Genomic DNA, 16,635 nt, shown 5'->3' with positions numbered 1-16,635 from the left:
AACTATACTTAGAAGTCATGTTCCTGCCGCAGTGAAATCTTGTCATATCAAATCGATAGTTAAATCAAGATGTTCACAGCCTCCCAACGGTATTAACCCGCTGTCCTTTGGGTCAGATGTAAGGAGCTTTTTGCGTGAAAGAAATACTTATCAATTGGTTAAAGAAGCAGCGTCGCCGTCCCAAAGTGGCCCGGTTGCCCTTACGGCATAATCAGGCTACTGCAGAAGCCCCTCCCGCCAGCAACATCAAGGCAGAGCTGTTTTCGGTCGATCAAATGGAACGCTACGGCCAGCGCCTGGCACGCTCCCATAAGCTGGCAACCCATAAAACGCCCTACTATTTGCTCAAACGTCTCGATTACAACGAGCGGGTATTGACGGACAGTTGCCGCAGGTTGAGCAACGATAAGAAAAACACTATGACCCCGGCGGGCGACTGGCTGCTGGATAATTTTTATCTTATCGAGGAGCAGATCCGCGTCGTTAGGCACCATCTGCCGAAAACCTTCGGGCGTGGGCTGCCACAGTTAGCCGCCCCGCACAATTGCCCACGAATTTTCGATATCGCCACCGAAGCTATTGCTCACGGCGACGGGCGATGGGATGCCGAGAGCCTGACGCGCTATATTGCTGCCTACCAAAAAGAGGCCAATCTGACCCTGGGCGAGCTGTGGGCACTGCCAGGCATGCTGAGGCTGGCGCTCATTGAAAACCTGCGCCGCGTTGCGGTAGAAGTGGCCCAGGCACAGGAAGAACGCAGCCTGGCCGATAGTTGGGTGACCAAAATGCTGGAGTCGGCGGAAAACGATCCGGCCAACCTGATCATTGTGATTGCCGATATGGCACGCTCCAACCCGCCCCGCACCAGCGCCTTCGTGGCGGAGCTGGTGCGTCGTCTACAGGGGCACGGCACCATGCTGGCGCTACCGCTGACCTGGGTTGAGCAACGCCTGGCCGAAGTCAGCCTGACCTCCGATGAGCTTATCCATCGTTTCAACCAACAACTTGCCGTGAGCCAACTTTCCGTCAGCAACAGTATCGCTGGCCTGCGACAACTGAGTGAAATGGATTGGGCGGAATTTGTTGAGACCATGAGCAAGGTCGATCAGACTCTGCGCGAAGACCCTACCGGGGTTTACCCACTAATGCATTTCGATACTCGTGACAACTATCGTCATGTGATCGAGCGACTGGCTCGCCACTGTTCTCACAACGAGGTAGAGGTAGCACAACACGCTCTGAATATGGCAAGGATCGCTGCTGAAGATCCCCGCAACGATCCACGCACTCATCATATCGGCTATTACCTGATTGACCATGGCCGCACGCAGTTAGAGCAACAGCTCGACGTCCGACTTAGCCGTATTACGCACATCCGTCAGGCACTCAGCCAATCCCCGCTGCTTTCCTGGCTGGGCAGCATCAGCCTGCTCACGACGGCCTGCTGGGCCTTGCTGTTACGCCATGCCCACCAAACCGGACTCACCTGGGGATTATTGATCTTGCTATTCCCCTTGGGGATGGTGCTCGCTCAGTTCGTTATTAGCCTGCTCAGTGAGATCACCACCCGCAGCCGTTCTCCGCAACCGCTGCCAAGGCTGGATTTTTCCTGTGGTATCCCGGCAGAGTTCCGCTCGCTGGTTGCCATTCCCACGCTGATAAGCAGCAAGCCCGGCATTGACCAGTTGATCAACACGCTGGAAGTTTGTTATCTGGGCAACGCCATTAAGCACCTGCATTTTGCCCTGCTCACCGACTTTAATGACTCGCCTCGGCAACAGCTGCCAGACGATGCCGAACTGCTGGCCTATGCCAGCCAGAAGATAACTGAGCTCAATGCACAGTATGCCTGCGAAGGGCCAAGCCACTTTTTCCTGTTCCATCGCGATCGCCAGTGGAATGAAAAACAGCAGAGCTGGATGGGGCTGGAGCGTAAACGTGGCAAGTTGAACGCGCTGAACGATTGGCTGCGCAACCGTGGCAATGCGTTTACCACCCAGATTGGCCATGGGCTGGAGGTGCTGAAAAACGTCAAATACGTGATCACCCTGGACAGCGATACCGTGCTACCGCGTGAAACCGCACACCGGCTGATCGCCGCCATGGCCCATCCCCTGAATCAACCCCAGTATGATGCCAAACTGCAGAGGGTGGTGGAGGGTTATGCCATCCTGCAACCCCGCATGGCCGAAGAGATCCCCGCTTATGGCCAGAGCCGTTATGCTGCCTTGTGCAGCAGCACACAGGGCAACGATCCTTATACCCAGATGGCGTCAGATATCTATCAGGATCTGTTTGGCGAAGGCTCGTTTATCGGCAAAGGGATTTATGATGTAGACGTCTTCTCCCACAGCCTGAAGGGCACCTGCCCGGAAAATCTGGTGCTAAGCCACGATCTGCTGGAAGGTTGCTATGCCCGTTCCGGTTTATTGAGCGACGTCTTGCTCTATGAGCAGTATCCAAGCAACTATCTGGTCGATGTTGCCCGCCGCACCCGCTGGATCCGCGGCGATTGGCAGCTATTGAACTGGCTGTTGCCCCGGGTCACCACCGAAGACGGTTCACGGGCAGCTAACCCATTAAGTACCCTGTCGCGCTGGAAACTGTTCGATAACCTACGCCGCAGCCTGGTAGCCCCCTGCTTCCTGTTGCTGCTGTTCTTTGGCTTAACCTGGCTACCGGATATCCCATACTGGTTGGCGGTGTTCGCCATTATTCTGCTGCTGCCCACGCTGTTGGCGCTGTTGCAGGATGTGGTGCGCAAGCCCCCGCGTCGGCCTGTTATTCAGCACTTGCAGCTGGCGCTGAAGGGCTCACTGCACCGGCTGTGTCAGATTGGTCTGCGTCTGGCCGAGCTACCTCATGAAGCCTGGTACAGCCTGAAGGCCATTGGCATCACCCTGTGGCGTTTGCTGTTCAGCAAACGTAATCTGCAAGAGTGGACCAGCTTCGACCAATCCAAACACCATCTGACCGTCACGCTGGCGAATTTTTACCGCAACCTGTGGATCAACCCGTTTGCTGGCGTTTCATTGTTGCTATTGGCTGCCTTTTCCAGCCCGATAGCACTGTTAGCCGCGATCCCGCTAGCCGCCTTGTGGATCCTGTCACCGTACCTGCTCTATTCGCTCAGCCTGGAGCCACAGCGCAGCAAAACGGCCATCGACGATCGCCAGCGCCGTTTCCTACGCCAGAGCAGCCGCGAAACCTGGGAGTTTTTCGCTACCTTTGTCACCCAGCAGGAAAACTGGCTACCGCCGGATAACTACCAGGAAATTCCAGAGCCGGTAGTGGCGCACCGCACGTCACCCACCAATATCGGGCTGGCGCTGTTGGCCGACCTCACCGCCTATGATTTCGGCTATATCACCCTCAGTGCAGCCTTGCAGCGTATTACCCTGACGTTGAATACGCTCGATCGCATGGAGCATTATCGCGGTCACCTGTACAACTGGTACGACACGCGCACCCTGGAGCCTTTGAATCCGCGTTATGTTTCTAGCGTGGACAGCGGTAATTTCGCGGGCCACATGCTGACCCTGAGCTCAGGCCTGCCAGCGTTGGCTATGCAGCCAGTTATCGAGCCAGCCCGCATTCTGGCCGGAGTGGAAGATACGTTGCTGATACTGGAGCAGCACTGGGGTAACGCCGCACCGAAAGGATTAACCAAACTGCGCAAACACTGGGAACAGGCGCAGAACGCCCATCCGGCGGCACTACAGGCTGAACTCAATGAAATGCGTAACCACTGTAATGGATTACAGGAACCCGCTCTGCAACAGGGTGACGAGGTCAAACGCTGGGCAGGCAACCTACACCAGCAGCTCAACGATCTGTGTGCCGAATGGGCATTATGGTTTAGCTGGCTGAGCGACAGCATGCCGGAGCTGGAACAAATCCCTAGCGTGCATTGGCTGGCCAACCCACCTAAACAGTTGACGCTGTCGACTGAACAGCAAACACAGTTGGATGCCGTGCAACAACTGGCAGCAGAACGCCTCGAACAGTTAGCGCAGTTGGCACGGCGCCTGACAGCAATGGCGCAAATGGACTTCAGCTTCCTGTATGACGAAGCCACCCATTTACTGACCGTCGGTTTCAACTGCGATCAAAACCGTGCCGACAGTGGTAAATACGATCTGCTGGCCTCGGAGATCCGCCTGACCAACTATGTAGCGATTGCCACCAACCAAATTCCACAGCGTAGCTGGTTTGCGTTAGGCAGGCTGTTTACGGTGATCGACAAGGAGCCAGCGCTGATGTCCTGGAGCGGCTCAATGTTTGAATACCTGATGCCGCAACTGGTGATGCCTGCCTATCCCGATACGTTACTGGTGCAAATGTGCCGCTCTGCAGTCGAGCGGCAAATTGCCTGGGGCAAGGAGCGCGGTGTACCGTGGGGGATTTCCGAGTCCGGCTACTTCGGTTTTGACGCTTTGCAAAACTACCAGTATCACGCCTTTGGTGTACCGGGGTTAGGGCTGCGGCGTGGGCTGGGTGACGACATGGTGATCGCCCCTTACGCCACCATGATGGCGCTGATTGTCGATCCGGACAGTGCCTGTAGCAACCTGGTGGAACTGGAAAAAAACGGTGCCAAGGGTCGTTATGGCTTCTATGAAGCGCTGGATTACACCACGTCGCGCCTCAGCCGGGGGCAACTGTATGTCATTGTTCGCTCCTATATGGCTCACCACCAGGGTATGAGTTTCCTGGCGCTGTCACACCTGCTGCTGGATGCGCCAATGGTGAAACGCTTTGCCAGTTACCCTGCCTTCCAGTCAACCCGTTTGCTGTTGCAGGAACGTGTGCCTGATGCGGTTGAGCTGTACAGCACCCGCCGCCACTTCGAAACCCATGAAGGCGCGATTACACCGGCCAGCTTCGCCGCGCGTGAGTTCACCCGTGTGGATACACCGATCCCGGAAGTCCAGTTGCTGTCGAATGCCAACTACCACCTGATGATCACCCAAACCGGCGGCAGCTACAGCCGCTGGCAGAATCTGGCGCTGACCCGTTGGCGTGAGGATGCCACCTGCGATAATTGGGGCGCATTCTGCTACCTGCGCGATCCGCAAACCGGCGAGGTGTGGAGCAATACCTGGCACCCTACCGGCGATACCGAAAAAGGCGGCTATCGCGCCGTCTTCAACGATGCCGGGGCGGAATTCCAACGCAAACAGGGGCTGCTGTCGGTGAAAACCCAGGTAGTGATCTCCCCTGAGGACGACATCGAACTGCGGCGCTTAACCTTGGTGAACCGGGGCAAACAGCCGCGGACCATTGAGATCACCAGCTATGCCGAAGTGGTGCTGGCCCCGGCCAGCAACGATTTGGCCCACCCGGCGTTCAGCAATCTGTTTGTACAAACCGAGCTGTTGCAGGAACAGGATGCCATTCTGTGCCATCGCCGTCCGCGTGAGCCGAAAGAAAAATCGCCGTGGTTGCTGCATATGATGTCGGTCCAAGGTTCCAGCAGCAAAACGTCCTTTGAAACCGACCGGGCCAAGTTTATCGGCCGTGGCCGCACGGCAGCCAACCCGCAGGCGCTATATCAGAATCAACCCCTGACCAATAGCGCCGGGCCGGTGATCGATCCGATCATCGCCATCCGTCAGCGGATCCGGCTGGAACCCAACGTGCCGCTGACGCTGGATATCTTCTACGGCGTGTGTGAAGACCGCGCCACCAGCCTGGCGATGTTGGAGAAGTACCGCGACCGCCATATGGCCGACCGTATTTTCGAACTCGCCTGGTCGCACAGCCAGGTGGTGTTGCGCCAGTTGAACGCCAACGAAGAAGACGCCAATCTATTTAACCGCCTGGCCAGCGCGGTGGTGTTCCCGGCGCAGGAAATGCGTGCCGCCAGCAATGAAATCATCAATAACCGCCGCGGGCAGTCCGGCCTGTGGGGTTATTCGATTTCCGGCGATCTGCCGATCGTGCTGCTGTCCGTCACTGACATTGAGAATATCGGGCTGGTGCAACAGCTCATTCAGGCACACAACTACTGGCGGCTGAAAGGATTGCTAGTCGACCTGGTGATCCTCAATGAGGATTCCGGTGGTTACCGGCAAGATCTGCAAAATCGCATCATGGGGCTGATCGCCGCCGGGATGGAGTCTTCCCTGACGGACAAACCCGGAGGGATCTTCGTACGCTCCAGTGAACATATGTCACCGGAGGATCACACCTTGTTGCTGAGCGTAGCGCGGATCTATCTGGATGACCGCCGCGGTGGCCTGACGGAGCAACTCAACCAAAGGTTGCAACTGCCGCAAACGCTGCAACAGCCATTGGGGCCACCGACCGCCTCCTCCAAACTGGCTACCATGGCCAATTTGCCGCGTAATCTGCATTCACCGCAGTTGCCGATCATCGACAAGCTCCAGTTCTACAACGGGTTTGGCGGATTCTCGGAGGATGGCAGCGAATATGTGATCGCCATGAACGAAAGCAAGGTGACGCCGGCTCCGTGGTCAAACGTTATCGCCAACCCGATGTTCGGTTCGGTGATCTCTGAAAGCGGCCAAGCCTACACCTGGTATGAGAATGCGCATGAATACCGCCTGACGCCTTGGGATAACGATCCGGTCAGCGATCGCAGCGGCGAGGCTTTCTATCTGCGCGATGAAGAGAGTGGTCACATCTGGTCACCAACGCCGCTGCCCGCCCGTGGGCGCGGTCATTACCTGACGCGTCATGGCTTTGGTTACAGCGTATTTGAACACCGGGAAGGCGGTATCGACAGCCAGTTGACGATGCTGGTTGCCAAAGACGCCCCGGTGAAACTGTTCCTGTTGACGCTCACCAACACTTCAGGCCGGACGCGTAAGCTCTCGACCACCGGCTATGCCGAGCTAATCCTCGGTGATTTGCGCCAGAAATCGGCGATGCACGTAGTCACCCGAGTGGCCACACCGCCTGGCGGCTGTGGCATCCTCGCCACCAACCATTACACCAGCAGCGGATCGCCACGTACTGCGTTCTTCGGCGTTACCGGCGTCCATTGTTCGGTCACTGGCGATAGGCGGGAATTCATTGGCCGTAACGGTTCGTTGGCCGCTCCTGCCGTGCTTAAGCTGCGGCGGTTATCCGGCAAGACCGGTGCCGGGTTAGATCCCTGTGGCGCGGTGCAATCGGCCATCAGCATGATCGATGGCGATCAGCGCAGTTTTGTGTTTGCGCTTGGCCTGGGACAGGATGGCGACGAAGCCGAATCCCTGCTGCGCCAGTACCTCAACGAGGAGGCTTTGCAACACGAATTGCAGCAGGTCGATGCTCATTGGGACAAGATCCTCAACAAGGTGCAGATCGGTACGCCTCATCCAGCGGTTAACCTGCTGGCTAACGGCTGGTTACTGTATCAAACCCTCTCCTGCCGCATTCACGCACGCAGCGGTTATTACCAGTCCGGCGGCGCATTTGGCTTCCGCGATCAGCTCCAGGATACCTTGGCCCTGACGCATGCCTTGCCTGAGCGGATGCGTGAGCAGATCCTGCTGTGTGCTTCGCGCCAGTTTGTTGAAGGCGACGTTCAGCACTGGTGGCATCCACCACAGGGCAACGGGGTGCGCACCCGCTGCTCCGATGATTACCTGTGGTTGCCGCTGGCGATTTGCCACTACCTCGACACGACCGACGACTCATCGATCCTCGAAGAACAGGTGGGTTATCTGGAGGCCCGTATACTGGCACCGGGTGAGGAGTCTTCCTATGAACAGCCTGGCATCAGCACGAAACAGGAAAGCCTGTATCTCCACGGGGCCAGGGCGCTGAAGCATGGCCTGACCTTTGGCGAGCATGGCTTGCCGCTAATGGGGGCCGGTGACTGGAACGACGGCATGAACATGGTGGGATTGGAAGGCCGGGGTGAGAGCGTTTGGCTGGGCTTCTTCCTGTTCTATATTCTGCAACGTTACGGCAAACTGGCCACCCATCGCGGCGATCTTGAGCTGGCAGAACTGTGCCGCGAGGAAGCAGAAAAACTGCGCGCCAACCTGCACAACAACGCCTGGGATGGCGAATGGTATCGCCGTGGTTACTTCGATAGCGGAGAGCCCCTGGGTTCACACCAAGCAGCAGAATGCCGCATTGATGCCATAGCCCAGAGTTGGTCGATCCTTTCCGGTGCGGGTGACAAAGACCGCAGCGCGCAGGCAATGCAATCTCTGGATAAGCACCTGGTGGACGACCAGGCCGGCATCATCAAACTGCTGACCCCGCCCTTTGACGGTAACGGCCCGAATCCTGGCTACATCCGGGGTTACCTGCCCGGCGTGCGGGAAAACGGCGGTCAATACACTCACGGGGCGGTATGGGCGGTGATGGCGTTCGCCGAGATGGGCAATATCGAGCGCGCCTGGGAACTGATGGCGCTGATTAACCCCATCAACCACAGCCTGGATAGTACCGCAGCGGAGCGCTACAAGGTCGAACCTTATGTCGCCACGGCAGATATTTACGCGGTCGCCCCACACGTTGGGCGTGGGGGATGGAGCTGGTATACCGGCTCGGCGGGCTGGATGTATCGGTTGATCGTCGAGTCGTTGCTGGGGCTAAAACGCCACGGCAATACGCTTTCCATCCACACCCGCTTACCGGCAGATTGGCCGCCGGTCACCCTAACCTACCGTGAAGGGGAAAGCGAATATCACTTCACCCTACGCCAAGGGGAAGGGGAAACGCAGGTGATTATTGATGGTGTATTGCAACAGGAAGCGGTGATTAGCTTGGCTGATGAGGCCAAAATCTATCAGGTGGAGGTGATACTGGGGCGTTAACCTTAAGAGGCGCGGTAGCCAAGTAACTGCGTTTACTACCGCAACTCCCAAAGTTTGTGACAGGAGGGAGTCATTGCAGGTTAGCCGACCGTTGAGCGCATGAATGCGCGATTGCAAGCCCCAAGGACGGGTTTACGGCGTGTCGGTGTTTTGCATGACTCCTTCCTGTGACACTATTCGGCAGCTTCCACTGCCTTACTAGTTTTACTTACGGGCCAGCAATAGCCCAAGCACCAAACCTACCGTGGCACCAATGCCGACACTGTGCCAAGGCTTGTCACGGACATAGTCATCGGCGCGACATGCCACCTCTTTCGCCCGCACGTAATAACATTCTGAGCTATTTGCCAGACGCGACTTGATGTCTTTTAGCGCCCGCTCGGCATGGGATTTGATATCCGTATAGGCCTGATCGGCTCGATCGCCAGAGTAATCCAACACGTCTTGCAGCGTGTCACTCAGCATTCTCAGATCGTCATCCAGCGTCGTTTGGTTCTCGTCTCGGTTTTTCGCCATCTTTAAGCTCTCCGTTAGTAGTCAATTCAACGTTGCTTAGCCATCAACAACCCTTGGTCGTAGTCCCATGGTAGGACACGACCTGGATACACGCCATCGGAATGTTGATGAAAAAAGAGGCATGACAAGAAACGGACGCCCTTTCAGGCGTCGGTGGAGGCCTGTTCGGCCAGCGCTACAGAGTGGGATTTACGGCGTGCGGCCAGCCACAAGCCACTGTTTTTCATCGCGTAGCCAAACAATAGCCCGACCAGCAGTGAGGCGGTGATCAATGGCCAGTTACCGTCACCGGCGAAGGTGGCGCAGGCACCGATAAAAGTCCCGGGAACAAAACCAAGCCATTGCTGTTTAGCCTGAATGCACATCAGGAAAGCGACAACGCCGGTCAGCAGGTAGCCCAGAATGCTCCAGGCAGGCTCCAATGCGCTACCGTGAATAATGACCATCGCCCAGAACACGCCGCTCAAACAGGTCAGTGTGCTGATTGCCAGGCCCTTGAGGCCACCTTGCGGACAGGCAAAATAGGCCGTGCAGCCAAGAAAGCCCGCCCAACTGATTAGCCCAAGGCTGATGGCAACCCAGCCCCATACGCCGGAGAGAATACCGGTAGTTACCGCAATGGCAAAAATGACGTTCATAATCCTGATCCGCTAAAATTAATCCGCTTAGTTTACGCGAAACCAGACCGCCATATGTGACAAAAATCACAAATAAAATGTAATTTGATATATGAAAATCACAAAAATGAGATTTTAATCACAAAAATAGCGTGTTTTTTCATCATGCAATGCGTGAATACCTGTAGCCTCATTACTGAGTTAACGCGGTAATACCGAGCGACCACCGGCCAACAACGTTAAAAAATAATCAGGATCGGCGCGGGAAGCCCACTCGCGTAACCCATATCCCCAAACCCACACACACCATGGCGCTGAGCAGGAATAGCAGGTTAACCGCCAGTTGCAGACTGGCATGGTCGATGATACTGCCAAGCAAAATGGGCACCCAGTTGGCAACATAAGCAATCACATAGAACAGTGAGATCAGGCGTGCATGGCTGGCTTTGGGTGAAATCAGGTTAACCAGTGTCGCACTGCCGACAAAGATGGCTCCGTAAGCATAACCGGCAATGACCATCCCCGCAGCGGCCAGCCCCAGCGAATGGATCTGAATGGCTTCGGCAAATACCACCACCGCTAACGCCTGTGCCAGGCAGCCAAACATTAGCGAATGCCGCGCATTAATTTGGCGGCTCAGGATCTGGCTGACCCCGGCAATCAGCAGGTAGACCGCAATCACATAGCCGAAACTGCTGCGGTTTTGCATGCCCAACAGCGTTTCCGCCACGTTGGGGCCGATCGCCAGGATGCTGGCAGCCAGCGCCCAACAGACAAACAGCGCGCTGGCACACACGAAAAACCGGCTCCCGGTCGCGCGCAGGCCCGCGGACAAGGTATTTTCCCCTGCCCCTGCCTCTGCCCCCTCAGCCAAACTGACGCTAGCTTTGACCACCACACGCGCAGGCCAGCTCAACATAATCCCCAAAGCGGCCATCGTCGCCACCGCCATGATGATCACAAATGGCATCGAGGTGGTATGAAAACCGGTCTGCAACGCTATACCGCTAAAAACAGGCCCCAATGCCAACCCGGCAGTAAAAGACAGGGTAGCAATTAGCGCCGCCTGCTTGCCACCGTCCGCAGGGCCAAAACGGACCAACGCAATATTTGCCGCACCGGTCAACGCCCCCGTGCCTACCCCGGCCAGCAAGCGAGCCATCAGCATCAGGGAAAATGAATCGGCTAGGGCAAAAAGCAATGCTCCCAGCAATACCACCAGCAGTGCCGGGACGATCATGCTGCGTAAATCTTTCACCTTGCCAGCCAGGTTGCCCACGGCGAACAGGGAAATCAGTACACCAGCGGCATAAGCCCCGTAGATCAGGGTCAAGCTGACCGACGTCAGTGCCAGTTGCTGTTGGTACAAGGGATAAAGCGGCGTTGGCGCACTGCTGTTGAGCAGTGCCGACATCAATGCCAGTGCCAGAAATAGCACAATGGCACCAGGCGAGGAGGTCGTATTGGCTCGCGCGGTTTTATCAACGGCTACACCGTCGGACATGATTTTCTCCCTAAATACGCAGGCAAATCACCTCACCCGCAAAATATCAGGCGCTCATCATAGCGTTCAGAGCAAACCGCCAAAACCACCAACAATGCAGCACTATGATGCATTGTTGCAGGTGGCCAGAGCGGCAAAATCACACCGAAGCCGTGGCTACCTTTTTCGCAGGTGTACGGCGCAAAATGGCTAACGCTCCGGAAAGGATGATCAGCACCATGCCCGCCGCGGCGATAAACGACAGGGTCTGGGCAAAAATCAGGTAGCCGAGCAGCGTGGAGAAAATGATCGTACTGTAGGAAAGAATGCCGACGGTGACCGCATTGCCACCGCCATAGGCGCGGGTCATGGTGATCTGCCCCAGGCTGCCGAATACACCGATAGCGCAGACGTACAGCAGGCTGGTCGCATCCAACGCCGCGAAGCCGACAATCGAACTCATCACCACGCCGAACAAGGTACCGACCAGCGAGAAGTAAAACACCACACGCAGTTCAGGCTCCCCGGTACGCACCAGTTTGCCGACGTTGAAATAGGCCAGCGCCGTCAGCAATCCAGACAGCAGGCCAATCAAGGTGGCGGTATATTCCCCGTTCGGTACATCTGGACGCAACAGGATCAGGATGCCCACAAAGCCCAGCAGCACCGAGAACAGCAACCTGCCGGTCAGTTGACCTCTGGCCGTGACGAAGGTGATCACCGATTGGAAAATCGGATTGGTATAGCCCAGCGTGGTTGCGGTGGCGATAGGCAGATGGATCAGCGCATAGAAGCCGCAATACATGGCCGCATTGCCAATCGCGGCGCGCTTCATGTGCAAGCCAAGATGGCGGGTACGAAAACCGATATTTTTGATTTTTATCAGCGCCGCCACGATGGCCACGTTGATCAATGAACGGTAAAAAATAATATCGAAGAAACCGACCTTGGCCGAAGCCAGTTTGATGCAGGCCCCCATCAGCGCGAAGAACACGCTGGCAGCGACCATCCATAAAGCAACCATGATTTCCCCAGAATGCAGCCCTGCCGGGCTGCAGATAATCTCTTACGCGGCGGTTTTCACCGTTGGCAATTTGCTAGCGGCACTGACCAAGAATACCAGCATTTTTGCGCAAAATGGATTGCCTGCTACAAATAAGCTTGCTCCACAACCTCACGCAGATGCATTTACTTATCGCTTCCCAGATAATAACTGTCTCTGCCGCCGCTGGCGGTCAAAATAAATCGGATGCCACCAAGGACACTGCACAATGAATTGGGATGATGCACGCTTCTTCCTGGCGGTGGCACGCTGCGGTACGTTACGCAAGGCTGCCCATGAGCTTCACGTCGATCAAGCTACCGTTGGGCGGCGGATCACCGCTTTCGAACAGGCGTTGGGTTCAAAGCTGTTTATTCGCACGCCAAAATCCTTCTCGCTTAGCCCGCTGGGTGAAGCCATGCTGGCAGAAGTGCTGGCGATGGAAAATGCGGTTCAGGCTATCGCCCGTAAAGCCAGCAGCGGCGATCAAAGCCTGGCGGGTGAAGTGCGCATCGCCACCACCGATACCTTGGCCGAGGCCTTTGTGATCCCGGCGCTGAAACGGCTGCGCGAGAAATACCCACAGATCACCATCACGCTACTGACGGCACTCAATATCTCCGACATCTCCTATCGCGGGGCAGATCTGGCTATCCGTGGTGCTCGCCCTGAATCTGATGAACTGGTCATCAAACGTCTGGCAACTATTGAGATGGGGTTATATGCCACGCAGGACTACCTGGCTCAACACGGAACGCCGAGTAAAGGCGACCATCTGCGCGGCCACGATTTGCTGATGTTCCCACGCGACCTGGTGCCGCGCCATTGGGAAAACTTCGGCGGCGAAGCGCTAAATGAGCCAAATGTGGTGCTGCAATGCAACTCACAGCTGTTACTGCGTTCGGCAACGCGCAACGGGTTGGGCATCGGCCTGCTCTCTTGCTTCCTGGCCGATAGCGATCCCGATCTGGTGCGTATCCTCCCGGAGAATCAGGACTGGGTAGATATCTGGCTGGTGTTACATCCGGATCTGCAACACGCGGCAAGAATACGCGCGGTAGTTCAAGAACTGGAAGACTCGTTTAACAGCGTCTAACCCACAAAAAACAAGGGCCGCCATTTGGCGACCCTTGTTGTCTAGCTCGAGATTAATCAGAACATCGGCTGTGCCATCTGCACCAGCGTGATCAGCGGCTGCGGGTAGATACCCAGCAACAGCACCAACGCGGCAGAGATCAGCACCACCACACCACCGGCGGTCAACGCCCAGTTGTTTGGCGTATCACGAACCAGCGTTTCCGGCGCACTGAGGAACAGGCTGACGGTCACACGCAGGTAGTAGTACAAACCGATAGCACTACCCAGCACTACGGCACCGGTCAACCACCACAGGTGAGCACTGACGCCCATCGCAATCACGAAGAACTTACCGATAAAGCCCAGCGTCATCGGGATACCGGCCAGGGACAGCATCATCACCGTCATCACCGCTGACAGGATTGGCTTGTGCCAGAACAGGCCGCGATAGGAGAACAGCGAGTCGGCGTCCGGGCCACGGTACGGGCTGGACATCAGGCTAACCACACCGAAGGCACCCAGGCTGCTGAACAGGTAACCGGCCAGATAAACCCCGGCGGTTTCCAGCGACAGCTGGTGGGTTTGCACCGCAACCAGCGCCACCAACAGATAACCCAAGTGAGCGATCGAGGAGTAACCCAGCAGTCGCTTGATGTTGGTCTGGCTGATCGCCATCAGGTTACCGAACAGGATCGAGCAGACGGCGATGATAGACAACACCATCCGCAGCGCTTCGTTGTCTGCAGCCGGTGCGTACAGGAACAGACGCATCACAACGGCGAAGATCGCAATCTTGCTGGCGGTAGCCAGGAAGGTTGAGACCGGCGCTGGCGCCCCTTGATACACATCCGGCGTCCACAGCTGGAAAGGTACCAGGGAGAGTTTGAAGCCCAGACCGACGATCATCATGCCCATGCCTGCCAGGATCAGCGGCTGATGCATCATGTTCTCCTGCATGCTCTTGCCCAGGCCTGCCAGTGACAGATCACCGGATTCGGCATACAGCAGCGCCATGCCGAACAGCAGGAAGCTAGAGGCCGCCGCAGACAGCACCATGTACTTGATGGCCGCTTCCAGCGAACGCTTCTGGCGATAGGCGTAACCTATCAGACCAAACAGCGGCAGCGAGATCAGCTCAATACCCAGGAACAGTGAAGCCAGGTGGTTGGCGCTCGCCAGCAGAATGCCACCCATGGTAGCAATCAGCACCAGCAGGTAGAACTCTTCGCGGTTATCCGGGTAACCCACCAGCCATGGATAGGCGAAGGTACAGGTTGCCAGACTAGCCAGCACCACCAACCCGGTATAGAACATCGAGTAACCGTCAACCCGCACCAGCGGGGTGACGTCCATTGGGCCTACCTGGCCAACAAAGTAGAGTGAAAGCAGCGCCAGGTTAAGACCGATCACTGTCAGGGTGGCGTTGATAAAGTGGTCGCGTCGCCACGCAATGCACAGCATCACAACCACCACCGTCAATCCGACGATCAACAGCGGTAACAGTGCGATCAGTTGTTGAGGAGTTATTGTCATGGCGAATTACGGCCTTGTTGTTGAAATTGCTGAAACTGACGGACCAAACCAGTGTTGCACGTTGCTCATCGCCGCACTTGAGGTATCGAGGATTGGCTGAGGATAAACACCCAGCAGCACCAGCAGTACCACCAACAGCAGAATGATAAACAGTTCACGTGCGGTCATGCCCGGCAACGGTTGATCAGATTTCGGGGTGCCGTAGTAGGCACGCTGCATCATGATCAACGAGTAAACCGAAGCAAACACCAGACCGAAGGTAGAAATCACGGTGATCACTGGTACAACCTGGAAGCTGCCGAACAGGATCATGAATTCACCGACGAAGTTACCGGTACCCGGCATCCCCAGGGTTGCCACCGCGAAGAACAGCGACAGCGCAGGAAGGTACTTGATACGTCCCCACAGGCCGCCCATCTGACGCATATCGCGAGTATGCAGACGTTCGTACAACTGGCCACAGATGATGAACATACCAGCGGCAGACAAGCCGTGGGCGATCATCTGGATCACTGCGCCCTGGTAAGCCAGCTGGCTACCGGTGTAGATGGCGATCAGTACGAAGCCCATATGGGAAACGGAGGTGTAGGCAATCAGACGTTTGATATCGGTCTGCGCGAACGCCATCCAGGCACCATAGAAGATACCAATCACACCCAGCCACATGGCGATAGGGGCAAACTCGGCGGACGCGTTCGGGAACAGCGGCAGGCTGAAACGCAGCAGGCCGTAGGCCGCCGTCTTCAGCAAGATCCCCGCCAGGTCGACAGAACCCGCCGTTGGTGCCTGGCTATGCGCATCCGGCAACCAGCCGTGCAATGGCACCACCGGCATTTTCACCGCAAACGCGATGAAGAAGCCCAGCATCAACAGGTATTCAACGTTGTGCGACATCGGGGTTTTCAGCAGATCTTCATAGTTGAAGGTCCACACGCCGGTCGCATTGTAGTGCACAAATACCAGGCCCATGATCGCAATCAGCATCACCAGACCGCTGGCCTGGGTATAGATGAAGAACTTGGTTGCTGCGGTGATACGGGTTTTACCATCCGATGCTTTATGACCCCACAAGGCGATCAGGAAGTACATCGGCACCAGCATCATTTCCCAGAAGAAGAAGAACAGGAACAGGTCGATAGCCAGGAACACGCCGATCACGCCGCCCAGGATCCACAACAGGTTCAGGTGGAAGAAGCCCTGATACTTCTGGATTTCACGCCAGGAACAGAGGATCGCCAGCACGCCCAGGAAACCGGTCAGCACCACCATCAGCAGTGACAGGCCGTCCAGCGCCAGGTGAATGCTGATGCCAAAGCGCGGGATCCACGGCAACATAAACTCAGACTGCCACTGCGGCACGCCCTGCGGTTTTATCAACGAATAGCCCCCCTGCAACCACAGTTGCAGAGAAAGCGCCAACGTCAGCCCCATTGCGATCAACGCTATCCAGCGCGGCGCCTTAGTACCGAAACGCTCGCACTGCCAGCACAGCAGACCGCCGATAAAGGGGATAAGAATTAGCCAAGGTAATAGCATGGCGTTTTGTGTCCCTTATATGAATAATCTAAAAAACTTGTATCGGGC

At 56.4% G+C, this 16,635-nt stretch carries 8 protein-coding genes; 2 read left to right on the top strand and 6 right to left on the bottom strand.

What is annotated here, in order from left to right; all coding sequences use genetic code 11:
* Positions 1–134 precede the first annotated feature (134 nt).
* Positions 135–8,783, top strand: a complete 8,649-nt coding sequence (locus tag A6U95_RS01055; protein WP_065683107.1) for a glycoside hydrolase family 94 protein — start codon at positions 135–137, stop codon at positions 8,781–8,783.
* Positions 8,784–8,987: 204 nt separating this feature from the next.
* Here the strand turns inward: A6U95_RS01055 and elaB are convergent, their stop codons facing one another.
* The 4 genes from elaB to A6U95_RS01035 all read right to left on the bottom strand — a co-directional run bounded on the left by elaB (position 8,988) and on the right by A6U95_RS01035 (position 12,423).
* Positions 8,988–9,299 (bottom strand): stress response protein ElaB, encoded by a 312-nt coding sequence (gene elaB, locus A6U95_RS01050; protein ID WP_065683106.1) that lies wholly within the window; start codon positions 9,297–9,299, stop codon positions 8,988–8,990.
* Positions 9,300–9,442: 143 nt separating this feature from the next.
* Positions 9,443–9,937 (bottom strand): DUF1097 domain-containing protein, encoded by a 495-nt coding sequence (locus A6U95_RS01045; protein WP_065683105.1) that lies wholly within the window; start codon positions 9,935–9,937, stop codon positions 9,443–9,445.
* 229 nt (positions 9,938–10,166) lie between these two features.
* Complete coding sequence (locus tag A6U95_RS01040) at positions 10,167–11,420, bottom strand: MFS transporter (RefSeq protein ID WP_065683104.1); 1,254 nt, start codon at positions 11,418–11,420, stop codon at positions 10,167–10,169.
* A gap of 139 nt (positions 11,421–11,559) precedes the next feature.
* A complete protein-coding gene (locus A6U95_RS01035; RefSeq protein WP_065683103.1) occupies positions 11,560–12,423 on the bottom strand; it encodes a DMT family transporter in 864 nt (287 codons plus the stop codon).
* A gap of 247 nt (positions 12,424–12,670) precedes the next feature.
* Here A6U95_RS01035 and A6U95_RS01030 point away from each other — a divergent pair, with 247 nt between their 5' ends.
* Positions 12,671–13,537, top strand: a complete 867-nt coding sequence (locus A6U95_RS01030; RefSeq protein ID WP_065683102.1) for a LysR family transcriptional regulator — start codon at positions 12,671–12,673, stop codon at positions 13,535–13,537.
* A 56-nt stretch (positions 13,538–13,593) separates the two neighbouring features.
* Here A6U95_RS01030 and nuoN read toward each other — a convergent pair whose 3' ends face one another.
* Positions 13,594–15,051 (bottom strand): NADH-quinone oxidoreductase subunit NuoN, encoded by a 1,458-nt coding sequence (gene nuoN, locus A6U95_RS01025; protein ID WP_021805986.1) that lies wholly within the window; start codon positions 15,049–15,051, stop codon positions 13,594–13,596.
* A 6-nt stretch (positions 15,052–15,057) separates the two neighbouring features.
* Positions 15,058–16,587: an NADH-quinone oxidoreductase subunit M gene (gene nuoM, locus A6U95_RS01020; RefSeq protein WP_024485132.1), complete on the bottom strand. Its 1,530-nt coding sequence runs from the start codon at positions 16,585–16,587 to the stop codon at positions 15,058–15,060.
* Positions 16,588–16,635 lie beyond the last annotated feature (48 nt).

This window comes from Serratia sp. 14-2641, assembly GCF_001692375.1.
GTDB classification, from domain to species: domain Bacteria; phylum Pseudomonadota; class Gammaproteobacteria; order Enterobacterales; family Enterobacteriaceae; genus Chania; species Chania fonticola_C.
Note: the sequence above shows the minus strand (reverse complement) of the source record. Positions and strands in the feature narration are given on the sequence as shown.

Bases quoted from the DNA above. Each gene is read 5' to 3' on its own strand.
- elaB (WP_065683106.1), bottom strand. From the start codon at position 9,299: ATGGCGAAAAACCGAGACGAGAACCAAACGACGCTGGATGACGATCTG.
- A6U95_RS01045 (WP_065683105.1), bottom strand. From the start codon at position 9,937: ATGAACGTCATTTTTGCCATTGCGGTAACTACCGGTATTCTCTCCGGC.
- A6U95_RS01040 (WP_065683104.1), bottom strand. From the start codon at position 11,420: ATGTCCGACGGTGTAGCCGTTGATAAAACCGCGCGAGCCAATACGACC.
- A6U95_RS01035 (WP_065683103.1), bottom strand. From the start codon at position 12,423: ATGGTTGCTTTATGGATGGTCGCTGCCAGCGTGTTCTTCGCGCTGATG.
- A6U95_RS01030 (WP_065683102.1), top strand. From the start codon at position 12,671: ATGAATTGGGATGATGCACGCTTCTTCCTGGCGGTGGCACGCTGCGGT.
- nuoN (WP_021805986.1), bottom strand. From the start codon at position 15,051: ATGACAATAACTCCTCAACAACTGATCGCACTGTTACCGCTGTTGATC.
- nuoM (WP_024485132.1), bottom strand. From the start codon at position 16,587: ATGCTATTACCTTGGCTAATTCTTATCCCCTTTATCGGCGGTCTGCTG.